The organism is Amphritea atlantica, assembly GCA_024397875.1.
GTDB lineage: Bacteria > Pseudomonadota > Gammaproteobacteria > Pseudomonadales > Balneatricaceae > Amphritea > Amphritea atlantica_B.
The window spans coordinates 1,439,946-1,451,624 of the sequence record CP073344.1 but is presented as its reverse complement, the minus strand read 5'-3'; the positions used below and the strand labels follow the sequence as shown (position 1 = coordinate 1,451,624).

Genomic DNA, 11,679 nt, shown 5'->3' with positions numbered 1-11,679 from the left:
AATTGATCGTTTATTATACAGGTCAGGGGAAATTACATATGATTAAGCGTCAAACCAAATCGGAACTGCGTAAGCAATTACAGCAGCAGACTCAGGCGTTCCTGAAACAGGGAGGTCAGGTTGCTGAAGTCGCTACCGGTGCTACAGGTCTGGTCAATGGCTCTTATCGTAATGCCGGATTTATTCTTAATCCGCAACGTCAGGAACGCACTCCCCTGAACGGCGTACTGGCGCAGATTGATGCCCGCAAAGCTGAACGCACTCAGCGGGCAACAGCCGTGCAAAAAACTACCCGACAGCGCAAGAAAGTGATCTATGACGATTTTGGTGAGCCTCTGCGCATCGTGTTTGAGTAATCCCCGACAGTCCGCTCGACCCTCCCCCTGCTTGAGCATATCCCAGGTCTTCAGACCTGGTGAAGAGGCGGTGTTCCCTACACTCTATTGTTAACAGATCTGCTCTTAACAGTCCTTCGCTTAACCCCATTTCATGTAATAACAGAGTCAGATTCAGCAACATTAAATACCGACTCAAATAACAGCCAGTAAAGCTAGATTAGGAAAAGTATTGAAGCCGGTGCTAAGAAAGCCGGTTTATCGGGAATAACTGAGGATAACGCCTTTGAATGGACTGACCATAAAGTCAGGCTGTTGCGGCCTTTCAATCGTCAGGCTGAAGCCTGCTTCAACCATCGCCTTACTGAATCGCGCGTGTCTGCCCCTGCCGGGGTCAACAAGAATAACCTGTCCCTGAGGTTTACTGTGCTGACAGATAAAGCCTGCCAGCTGTTTAACATGCTCATCTTCATACAGCAGATCGCTGCCAATAATCAGATCGAACTCACCTAAAGCTGTCTCAGGATCAGCCCACCCCGTGCGCACAAAAGGCACCATAGGATCCTCATTCAGATCAGTATTGTGTCGCATAAAGCCTTCCGCCTCGGGATGGTAGTCGGTGGCGGTGATATCAGCCTGGAGATGGTTCAACAAAACACTGGTCAGACCTATACCGCATCCCACTTCAAGAATACGTTTACCTTTGACATCGGTCTGAAACAGATGATGAGCAAGCACCTCACCTGAAGGCCAGACAATACCAAACAGAGGCCAGCTGGCTGAAGAGATGCCTAACGCTTCAGCCTGACCCTCATCATCCTCAAACTCCTGATTGCTTCGCAGGCTGCGCAGATGAATATCGACATGATCAAACTCGTGGGTATCGTAACGGACGCGGACTGCCATACTGTTTCCTGACGGATTAAGTGAATAGCAGATGGCTTGATATAAGATGGGTGGGTCACAAGGAATATGCTTTTACCGACCAGATTACAGCAGATAGAGGAAAATAGCGAATTGGGCGCAAAGCATCACCGCCTCCGCTGAGTAGCTGAATAGAGTCACCCACAACGTGCAGCGCACGTTGTTCAGAACACCGGAGGTGGCCTCTTGAGTTCGGGAAACCAGAGTATCTGACCCTATTTATCGTTGCCTGTCTGTTAATTGTCATCGCGGTCGACCGGTCCACATTAGCTTTTATGCGAGGACAACCACAGGAATGTTTTCTGCATCAGAATAAAAACGAATAACAAGATGCCGATAAGAATTTTTGTCCACCAGCTAGAGAGACTACCATCAAAAATGATAAAGGTCTGAATTAAGCCCATAATCAGCACACCAATTAAAGTGCCAACGATAAAACCGCTACCGCCGGTTAACAACGCACCGCCGATCACGACAGCCGCAATCGCATCTAATTCGACACCGACAGCAGCCAGAGAATAACCCGCAGAGGTATATAAGGAAAATGTGATGCCGGACAAGCCCGCCAGAAAACCGGAAATAGCGTAGATTCTTATGGTTGTTTTGGCAACGGGAACACCCATCAGTTTAGCGGCTTGTACTTTACCGCCAAGTGCGAACACATAGGTACCAAAGCGGGTGCGATGCGCAACGATGGTCCCGATTAAAAACACCAATAACATGATGATACCGATCATCGTTAGCCGGCCGCCGCCAGGAAGTCGGAAGAACGACTCCTGCAGCAACGTGTAAAACTCATGCTTTACCGGTACTGAGTCGGTTGATAATACGAACGCCATACCTCGTGCTAAAAACATACCCGCTAACGTAACGATAAATGCGGGCATATCCAGATAATGGATTATCACCCCCATCAGCGCGCCAAACAGCGTTGTAATGACAAGAGCCAGAGCGAAAACAACCAGCGGATGCAGCGCAGTATTAGCCAGTAGAACCGCTATAAATACGCCGGTAAAGGCGATGACGGCACCGACGGACAGATCAATACCGCCAGAAAAGATAACAAACGTCATACCGACAGCGGCTATACCTAAGAAAGCATTGTCTGTGAGTAAATTTCCGATCACCCGAGTCGACAGCATTGTTGGATATTGCGAATAACATAAGGCGTAGGCGAGCAAAAAAATTATGACCGTCGCCAGCAACGGTAAATAGCGTGATCTGATCATAAAGCTTTACCTATTGTTTTTGCTAAAGCACCTTTTTGGAAAGCGGTGAATTGAGATTGAATCGCCGGAGATTGTATAACCAGTATCGCAACAATAATGGCGGCCTTAATGATCAGATTAAACTCTGGTGGATAACCGGAGAGTAAAATTCCCGTGTTGACCGATTGTATGATCATCGCGCCAAGCAAAGACCCCACTAAGGTGAACCGCCCTCCAAGCAGGGATGTCCCGCCGATAACGACCGCTAATATTGCATCCAGTTCAAGCCAGAGGCCTGCGTTGTTCGCGTCGGCACCTTTGATATCTGCTGCCGCAATAGTGCCAGCCAACGCCGCACACAGCCCCGAAACAAGATAAACCGAGATTAGCAGGACACGGGTATTAATGCCTGAAAGCATGCTGGCACGCCGGTTAATACCAATGGACTCGATTAACATACCCAGCGCAGTCCCGCGAACAATCCATAAGGTACACAGACTTACTGCTAACCATATTAGAATCGGTGTGGGTACAGACAGAACTGAACCGCTGCCGATGAAAATCAGTCCCGGATCGGTAAATGTCAGAATGGTGCCGCCGGTAATCAGCTGCGCGATGCCTCTTCCGGCCACCATCAGTATCAATGTGGTGATAATCGGTTGAATATCCAGTACTGAAACAAGTAAGCCATTCCAAAGGCCGCATAAAATACCGACAGACAGTGCCAGTGTCAGCGCTAACAGAACATGACCACCGCCATCGACCGTTGCGGCTGCGACGGCTCCACTGATAGCCATGACAGCACCCACGGATAGATCGATCCCTTTTGTCGCAATCACCAGAGTCATACCGATAGCCAGTAAAGCAACAGGTGCTCCGCGATTCAGAATATCGATGAGACTGCCATATATACGTCCGTTGGCAATTTCAATTTTAAAAAAGTCGTCAAAAACAAGACTGCTAAGAAACAATATCACAGCGAGAGTGATGAGCTGAGGAGCAAATCTGACTAAATTATCAAACCATCTGTTATTCATTCACTTAGCCTCACCCAATACCTGATTGCCGGTCTCACCAGCAATCGATTTTATTATGTTGTTTGTTGTGATCTGCTCACTACCCAGCTCTGCTACCTGCTTTCTATCACGAACAATAACCACCCGATGACTATAGGTAACAAGCTCTTCAAGTTCTGACGATATCACCAGCAGCGACATGCCTTTTTCACACAGGCCTTCTATCAGTCGGATAATCTCCGCATGAGCACCAACATCAATACCCCGTGTAGGTTCGTCCAGAATAAGAAACGACGGGTTAATTGCGAGCCAGCGCGCCAGAATGACTTTTTGTTGATTGCCCCCGGACAGTAATTGAATCTGTTTTTCACTATCAGCAGGGCGAATATCAAGTGCTTTGATATAGCGCTCGCAGAGCTCGTTTTGTTCGGCTTTTGGTAAGGGCTGGAACCAGCCTCGTTGTGCTTGCAAGGCGAGAATAAGATTCTCTCTGACCGATAGCTCGCCGATAATCCCATCATTCTTCCGGTCTTCCGGGCAAAAGGCGAATCCATTTTCAATAGCAGATCGTGGCGAGTTAAGCTGAATTTCGACACCATTAAGATGGGACGTACCTGAGTCATTGGGGGTAAGGCCAAAGAGCATTTCAGCCGTCTCAGTCCGCCCCGATCCCAGCAAACCAGCAAGACCGACAACCTCACCTTTGTTAATGGTTAAATCAAAAGGTGCAACTTTCTGAGCATGACCAAAGTTTTCGAATTTAATTAACGGAGTTGGGCTTTTTAACTCGGGTGACTGAGACACTATTTCTTCATTGAGTTCGTATCCTAACATCATATTCACGAGCTCAAGGCGATCCATATCCTTAGTTGTTTTGCTACCGATAAGCTCGCCATTTCTCAGGATCGTAACCATGTCACTGATCTCGAAAACCTGGTCCAGAAAATGGGAGATGAAAATTATACCTACGCCCTGATCTTTCAGCCGACGTAAGATATCGAATAACATTTGTACTTCGCGTGTATCGAGGCTTGCGGTGGGTTCGTCTAAAATCAGCACTTTTGCTGAAAGATCCACTGCCCTTGCGATCGCAATAATTTGTTGCAGTGCGACTGAGTAGGTAGAGAGTGGCTGCGCCACATCAATTAAAACCCCATATTGACTAAGAATTTCGCGTGCACTTTGGTTTAATTTTTTCACTGAGATTAAGCCAAAGCTGGTCGGTTCCCGTCCCATTAGCATATTTTGTGCAACGGACAAGTTACCGAGTAAGTTCACTTCCTGGTAAACCGTGCCAATACCGAGTGTTTGAGCATCCAGTGTATCACGGGGGTTAATTTTGCTACCCTCAAGAAACACTTCCCCCCCATCCCGCTGATAAGCCCCTGTCAGGCACTTTATCAGAGTTGATTTACCTGCGCCGTTCTCGCCCAGTAATGCATGAATTTCGCCCGGTTGCAGGGTGAAATTGACTTGATTTAAAGCAACGACACCAGGGAATACCTTGTCGATATTTCTGGCGGTTAAAAGCGGAGAATTTGACTGCATGCTGCCTCTTTAATTACATTCCGGCCACAGCACCTGAACAATCAAGCACGGTGAAATAACGTTGTAATTAGCCCGGATGTAATTGCATCCGGGCTAGAGACTCCCATCAATTCAGACAACGGTCCACATTGCGTTACTTCATGATGGAAGAAAAGTGATTGGGCCAGGTTGTCTTAATAGCCCAAATCTTTTTTCTCATTGTAGATAGCAGCTGCGTCATCAGACTGAGTATAGAGACGCGATTCTGTTTGGATCCATTTTGCAGGCTTAGTCCCCTTATTAAGGTAAGCATCGATAGCTTCAAAGGCGGGACCCGCCATATTGGGGGTTAACTCGACAGTGGCATTCGCTTCACCAGCGGCCATGGCAGTGAAAATATCCGGGACAGCATCAATAGAAACCACCAGAATGTCAGTCCCGGGCTTTAAACCGGCTTCTTTAATCGCCTGAATCGCACCGACAGCCATATCGTCATTATGTGCATAGAGAGCACAAATATCTTTGCCTCCGTTCTCCGCTTTTAAGAAGCTTTCCATGACTTCCTTGCCCTTAGTCCGCGTAAAGTCACCCGTTTGACTGCGTGCGATAGACAGATTAGCCGCGCCGGAAATGCCCTCTTCAAAGCCTTTTTTACGATCATTGGCAGGAGAAGATCCAGTGGTGCCCTGAAGTTCAACTATCTTACACTCTTTACCTCCCACCGCACCGGTCAGCCACTTCCCTGCAACACGCCCTTCATGCACCAAATCAGAAGTGACTGCGGTGAGATAAAGATCGTCAGAGGCATCAATGGTGCGATCCAATAAAACAACCGGAATATTGGCCTCTTTTGCCTCCTTTAAAACCGAATCCCAGCCGGTAGCAACGACAGGGGCAAGCAAAATAGCGTCAACGCCCTGAGCAATAAATGAACGGAGCGCTTTTATTTGGTTTTCTTGCTTTTGTTGCGCATCGGCAAACTTAAGGGTGATACCTCTTGCCTTCGCTTGCTGTTGGGTAATTGTCGTTTCAGCAGCGCGCCATCCGGATTCAGAGCCGATTTGAGAGAAGCCGATTGTCGTAGCGAATGCCGGCATCGCTAAACCAGATGCCAGCACAACTGTTGCGACAACACTAACCAAAGTACGTTTTTTATTTTTCATTATCAAACACCTAGGGAGTATTTATATGATCTGTTTTTATTCGAACGCTGATTTTGTATCAGCTGAGTTACAGCACTTTTAATTACTATTTGATAATGATGCTAGCGGGCATACCAATCAAATAATAATAAAAACATAAGACATACCTTAATTGGTATGATAATAAGCGAACGCTGCTTAGATAAATGACAACAAATAAATGATGGCAAAAAAATTATTACCCTTTATCGAGGTAAGCTTCGAATAAGTCCATGATATTCTCTACAGACAGCCAAACAGTCTGCTGTGCGCAAGAACGGTATAGCGGGATGCCTGACTGTAAATCCGCATATATTTCCAGAATCGACCTGATCTGAACTGATGCAATCAGGCAACCGGTGATGGTTAAAGAGGAAGCAAAAAAAAAGGTTTCATCTGACGGACGCTGCAGGCTCTGAAGGCATTCACTGTTTATCTATCTAGAGATGTTTAAACTATGCTACACCGTACGTCCAGCCTAGTTTCATATATAGTACATGATGTACTCGGGTATCGATAACTCATTCATTGCCAGATGACTGGTGTTTAAGGAAGATAAAGCTCTCATGAATAAAACCCATACTGAGACTTATCCAAACATAGATCCCGCTCTATTAACAACGTCACCAAGTAAATGTTCACTATATGGGAAAGAAGATAAAAGATTATTACCATCAAATGCTACTGGGTCATCAGGAGCTCTGTACTCTTTCAGTCGCGCTTCATCCCAATCAGGTAGTCCAGAGAGGTCTACTCCATCTGATACACGCTTGACACCAACACCGGAATAATAATCCTCAAATTTCATATCATCCCCCGAAAGACTTCTCCCTGGAAAAACAACTCTTCTTGCAGGAATCCCATAGGCTCGGGCAATAATCAATCCATGTAAAGAAGATGAAAAAACATAAGAGCATTCGCACAAGTCATCGACAAATTTTCTGAAGTCCGCTTTTGACGCTCGCTTCACACTCAAATTTAAATAATCACCGTTCTTAATCTGATTCTCGTGAATATAATGGGGAATAACACCAATACGACCTGTACTTTTTTTAAGTCGAGGAAAAATCAGCGGCATAAACAGTGCCGGGTCTCCATATATAGCGGGGCATGAGCCATTTGCTCTATTTACCATCGTTCGGCTTAAAGGCCCCCTGACTGCACAATATTCAGACTTTGAGTTGACCTGTGAATCCTTTGAAATAAACCCACTACCCCAGATCACAGAATTATCTCTGGCTTTCTGAGCCGTAGAGCCGATAGCCAACATAACACCGGGATGATTTAAACCCACTTTTATAGGAGGAATACCTGTTAATCCATCTATCAGCCATGGATTCAAGCTATCTCCAAGATTTCCCGGGTAAGGGGAATCAGACCACCAAAGAGGAATTCTGCTTTCCTCTGATATATCACGTTCAACTAAATTCTGGAGTTCAAGTATAACCTTTTTAGCCTTGGCTACATCTCTTACATTTTCATACCTGGATCCCAAACCAGAAAAAATCAATTTTTCTAATAGCAAATAATCTTTAATATTGATAGCTTGAGAAATACCATCCAGTAACTGACGACGTTTTATTTTCGAATATTTATAATTCAACAACTCAAATAGACCGGACATCACTTACCATACTTAATCAATTAAAAATTAAGGTAAAACTTCTTTACCAATGAATATAAAAATGGTAGCGCCATGACTTTTGACGACAGTGAAAACCTATACCCCATTTCTTTCGCATACTGCTTAACCTCCTTAACCAGAGGATCTTTACTACGTATAACATGGGCATGATAAGCGAATTTTAATTTCTTATACTCGTTCAAATCAAATACTTTATCATATTTAGTCATATCGCCTGAAATTTCCAGAATTGCTAATGTCCTCATACATTTCCAGCATTTACCACAATTTGTATAACTGCTGTTACTTCTTGCTTTAATACACACATCAAGATAGTCATGTGTTTGATCTAGACTGGCAATTTTAAGTACTTTTTCTACCCGGCTATACTCACTTCCTTCAGATGACAACCTGAAATCATTTGAACATAACAGCGATAAAAAAACGGGATCTGCACGTGACATGTCTCCAGTCCTGCCTATGACCAAATCTGAATACATATAGCTTGATGCATAGTAAAAATTTTCGATCTTATTTTTTATAAGAAATGCAACAGAAGCATTTCTTATTGTATTCGTTTGTTGAAATCCAATACCTTTGGAATAAAAAAAGCTCAAATTAGAATCAACTTTTACAAAAGGAATACCCATTGCTTTTACAGCAGGAGCTAATCTATTATATCTACGTTCAAATAATTCACTATCAGCTTTCCCATGAGAACCTACATTATTAAAAAGAAGATAATTTATTTTATTATCAGAAGTTCTATCCGCCATAAAAAAGTCAGACAAAAGACAATATGAATCGACCCCTCCAGAGAAACCAGCGGCAGCCCCACCACGGGATTCTCTTATATAAGCGCCATCAGAATATTCATCATCACAACTAATTTTTATTTTTTTCAGGCCCGGTATCAAATCGATTAGTAACGTTTGAACTGTTTTATTCAACCTTACTACTAAGCTGGAGTTTACCCTTCCTTCTACCCTTATATCGTGTCCTCCTTTCATTGCAGGAATAAGTAAACCAATAAGCGGAGCTTCACATGTATTGGATAATAATTCAGCATAGCATTCGTCAACACTAAACCAGAGAGAGTCAGTTTTATCCAACCAATTTACATCAACAGAATACAGACACTGTCCATCGACAGAGGTGACCTGAGGCTTACCGATAACAAGCATAATAGAATCCTGATCCCTAAACAGTAAAACCCACTCGAATATACCCTTATCCATGGCATACCGTTGCAATATACACGGAGTGTAACAAAAGATGATACAGACAATAAACGGAAAATATGTACAAAAAAAAACGCACCTGAAAAACCGTCTTTTCAAGTGCGCTTATTAAAAAAATGTAGTAAAAAGATCAGCCTTGCTGCTCTGCTACCTTATCGCAGATATAGCTGCCAATGGGAATTGCAGAGGTGGCCGCAGGCGATGGCGCATTACAGACATGCAGTGACCTCGGGCTTTCAGCAAACAGGAAGTCATGTACCAGTGAACCGTCATTCATCACTGCCTGAGCACGGATACCGGCAGGATAATGTTGCAGGTCTTCCACTTTGAGTCTGGGGCAATACTTCTGTACTAGTTTAAGATAACCGGGTTTCCACAGGGAGTTTTTGGTTTCCACAATACCGGTGCCGATATGCGCCTTTAGCACGCGCCAGAAGCCCGGGAAAGTCACCATATCCCAGATATCCCTCAGGCTGATATTGATCTTGCCATAGCCTTCGCGCTTCCAGCCCTGCACGGCATTTGGTCCAACAGTCACTGATCCGTCGATCATGCGGGTCAGGTGAACACCGAGGAATGGCAGATCGGGATCGGGAATCGGATAGATCAGGTGGTTAACGATCGTGTTATATTTTTCCGGTAGTTTATAATACTCTCCCCGGAACGGGATGATCTGGAAGTCGGTTTTAATCCCCAGCATTTTCGTGGTGCGATCCGCCATCAGACCGGAACAGGTAATCAGAAACCGGCCGTTAAAGCTTACCGGCTGACCATTGTGAAGCGCATCCACGGTCACTTCATCTGCGCTTTCCTTCAGGCCAACCACTTTATGGTTAAGACGGGCATCACCACCCTGCTCGACAAAGCGTTCCGCCATTTTGGTGGTCACCTGCTGATAGTTCACGATCGCCGTGTCTTTCACCAGAATTGCGCCCACACCCACAATATTCGGCTCGCGGGATTTCAATTGATCGGCATCCAGCAACTCAACATCGATTCCGTTGTCATGACAGCGTTTATACAGCGCCTGCATCCGCTCAGCTTCCAGTGCATTGGTCGCCACCAGCAGCTTACCGCACTGGTTGTACGGCACATCGTTGTCGTCACAAAACTTCATCGTCGCGGCAACACCCGCCTTACAAAACTGTGCTTTCAGACTACCGGGAGCATAATAAACACCCGCATGGATCACGCCACTGTTATGGCCCGTCTGATGTTTCGAGTAAACGGACTCTTTCTCCAGCAGCAGAATTTTAGCATCCGGATAACGCTGTTGTAATTGCCAGCCGGTAGACATACCGACGATACCGCCGCCAATGATGATGTAATCGTATGTCATTAATCTTCACCCTGTTTCAACATAGACATGACAGAACCGGATTAAATGTCAGTTCTGTAGAAAAAAACGGCGGAGCCGGTGAAACGACTCCGCCGTAGTATATCTGCGACCTGTTACTTGGTGAAGTGTCCACGCTGACGCAGCAGTTCACGGCTTAGCTGTGGATGGGCAACAAATTTGTCCCGACCGTGCAACCAGCAATGGTTCTGTACCACCAGCATAGTGCCCACAGGCAGACGAACACCGAAGAAGTTTTCATCTTCCTCCAGCGACTTACCCATCTCGTAGAGATAGAGGCCTTCGGCCATATTCTGAGGTTCAGCAAACTGATCGATGAACAGCATGTGGGGTTTCCCGTTCTTATCCTCTTCAAAGAAGATCGGGTGTTCAATTTTTGTTTCTACATTTTTAGACTTCGGCGCACCCCAGACAATGTTTTTCTTGGCCAGTGGATGACGATAGAACTTGTCCAGATCGGCCCAGTCATCAACGTGCAACAGTAGTGAATCACCGCCCTCCATATGGGCCTCACCCAGTTTCTGCATCAGAACAAAATCGGTACGCTCATTGACGTAAGTACCATCGTTATGCAGTTCCATGCGCCGATGCGCCTGACGCAGATAGCTGTCAGAATTGTCTTCATTGAGTACGGTAAATCGTGCGTAGTACTTGCCGTACATCGCATCATGATTTGGCAGACCAATCATATGGGATACTGCCGTTGACAGTTTAATATCGAACTCAGTGCGCAGCTCACCCGCTTCGATATCAGGCTGCCCCTCATACTGAAGCAGGAAAGCGCCGGTATTACGGTCCTGCATGGTTGCATTGAGAAACTTGCCCAGAGTGTAATTGCTGATTGCGTCAAGCTTATCAGCCACCGCATAGCGCAGGAACGGCTTGTATTCCAGCGCCTGTACCGGCCACTCTCTCATCGACTCATCAAACGCAGCGACGGTCTCTGCAGTCAGAGTAACAACCTGAAGCCGTTTATTTGCAGCATAGGGGGCAACAGAAAAACCCTGTGGTTGAGTTGTTTCAACTTCACGCAATAAAGCAGTCATCTTTATCTCTCCAATACAGTATTCATATCGCTTATCAAAGGCTCAATAGATTCATCGCTGAATGCCGGAGCATTGGTAAGGCATTTTCAATTTTTTTGTTTTCCTGGCAGATCTTTCAACTTTAAGTTGATCTGGATCACGACCAGCATCGACGCAATGCAATAATGTCGACATTTATCATTAACGTCAACAATATTTTTTAGTGTTTGCCTTAACTATT

Annotated in this window: 10 protein-coding genes; 1 reads left to right on the top strand and 9 read right to left on the bottom strand. The window is 45.3% G+C overall.

The window, feature by feature from the left end:
- The first annotated feature begins 38 nt into the window (after window positions 1-38).
- Window positions 39-356, top strand: a complete 318-nt coding sequence (locus KDX31_06525; protein ID UTW04654.1) for a hypothetical protein — start codon at window positions 39-41, stop codon at window positions 354-356.
- A 237-nt stretch (window positions 357-593) separates the two neighbouring features.
- Here KDX31_06525 and KDX31_06520 read toward each other — a convergent pair whose 3' ends face one another.
- The 9 genes from KDX31_06520 to csiD all read right to left on the bottom strand — a co-directional run bounded on the left by KDX31_06520 (window position 594) and on the right by csiD (window position 11,459).
- Window positions 594-1,241, bottom strand: coding sequence for a methyltransferase domain-containing protein (locus tag KDX31_06520; protein UTW04653.1), 648 nt, complete (start codon window positions 1,239-1,241; stop codon window positions 594-596).
- Window positions 1,242-1,525: 284 nt separating this feature from the next.
- On the bottom strand, window positions 1,526-2,488 hold the full coding sequence (yjfF, locus tag KDX31_06515; GenBank protein UTW04652.1) for a sugar ABC transporter permease YjfF: 963 nt from the start codon (window positions 2,486-2,488) through the stop codon (window positions 1,526-1,528).
- Window positions 2,485-3,504 (bottom strand): ABC transporter permease, encoded by a 1,020-nt coding sequence (locus KDX31_06510; GenBank protein ID UTW04651.1) that lies wholly within the window; start codon window positions 3,502-3,504, stop codon window positions 2,485-2,487. The genes yjfF and KDX31_06510 overlap by 4 nt, the downstream gene beginning before the upstream one ends.
- The gene (locus KDX31_06505; protein ID UTW04650.1) at window positions 3,505-5,031 is read right to left on the bottom strand and encodes a sugar ABC transporter ATP-binding protein; all 1,527 of its coding nucleotides are present in this window, start codon (window positions 5,029-5,031) and stop codon (window positions 3,505-3,507) included.
- A gap of 173 nt (window positions 5,032-5,204) precedes the next feature.
- Window positions 5,205-6,107 carry an ABC transporter substrate-binding protein gene (locus KDX31_06500; protein UTW05315.1) on the bottom strand — a complete coding sequence of 301 codons (903 nt, stop codon included), beginning with the start codon at window positions 6,105-6,107 and terminating at the stop codon, window positions 5,205-5,207.
- Between the two features lie 673 nt (window positions 6,108-6,780).
- Window positions 6,781-7,815, bottom strand: coding sequence for a polysaccharide pyruvyl transferase family protein (locus KDX31_06495; protein UTW04649.1), 1,035 nt, complete (start codon window positions 7,813-7,815; stop codon window positions 6,781-6,783).
- A 20-nt stretch (window positions 7,816-7,835) separates the two neighbouring features.
- Window positions 7,836-8,999: a hypothetical protein gene (locus KDX31_06490; GenBank protein ID UTW04648.1), complete on the bottom strand. Its 1,164-nt coding sequence runs from the start codon at window positions 8,997-8,999 to the stop codon at window positions 7,836-7,838.
- Window positions 9,000-9,186: 187 nt separating this feature from the next.
- Window positions 9,187-10,395 (bottom strand): L-2-hydroxyglutarate oxidase, encoded by a 1,209-nt coding sequence (lhgO, locus tag KDX31_06485; protein ID UTW04647.1) that lies wholly within the window; start codon window positions 10,393-10,395, stop codon window positions 9,187-9,189.
- Window positions 10,396-10,508: 113 nt separating this feature from the next.
- A complete protein-coding gene (csiD, locus tag KDX31_06480) occupies window positions 10,509-11,459 on the bottom strand; it encodes a carbon starvation induced protein CsiD (protein UTW04646.1) in 951 nt (316 codons plus the stop codon).
- Between the last annotated feature and the right edge of the window lie 220 nt (window positions 11,460-11,679).

Bases quoted from the DNA above. Each gene is read 5' to 3' on its own strand.
- KDX31_06525 (UTW04654.1), top strand. From the start codon at position 39: ATGATTAAGCGTCAAACCAAATCGGAACTGCGTAAGCAATTACAGCAG.
- KDX31_06520 (UTW04653.1), bottom strand. From the start codon at position 1,241: ATGGCAGTCCGCGTCCGTTACGATACCCACGAGTTTGATCATGTCGAT.
- yjfF (UTW04652.1), bottom strand. From the start codon at position 2,488: ATGATCAGATCACGCTATTTACCGTTGCTGGCGACGGTCATAATTTTT.
- KDX31_06510 (UTW04651.1), bottom strand. From the start codon at position 3,504: ATGAATAACAGATGGTTTGATAATTTAGTCAGATTTGCTCCTCAGCTC.
- KDX31_06505 (UTW04650.1), bottom strand. From the start codon at position 5,031: ATGCAGTCAAATTCTCCGCTTTTAACCGCCAGAAATATCGACAAGGTA.
- KDX31_06500 (UTW05315.1), bottom strand. From the start codon at position 6,107: ATGCCGGCATTCGCTACGACAATCGGCTTCTCTCAAATCGGCTCTGAA.
- KDX31_06495 (UTW04649.1), bottom strand. From the start codon at position 7,815: ATGTCCGGTCTATTTGAGTTGTTGAATTATAAATATTCGAAAATAAAA.
- KDX31_06490 (UTW04648.1), bottom strand. From the start codon at position 8,999: ATGCTTGTTATCGGTAAGCCTCAGGTCACCTCTGTCGATGGACAGTGT.
- lhgO (UTW04647.1), bottom strand. From the start codon at position 10,395: ATGACATACGATTACATCATCATTGGCGGCGGTATCGTCGGTATGTCT.
- csiD (UTW04646.1), bottom strand. From the start codon at position 11,459: ATGACTGCTTTATTGCGTGAAGTTGAAACAACTCAACCACAGGGTTTT.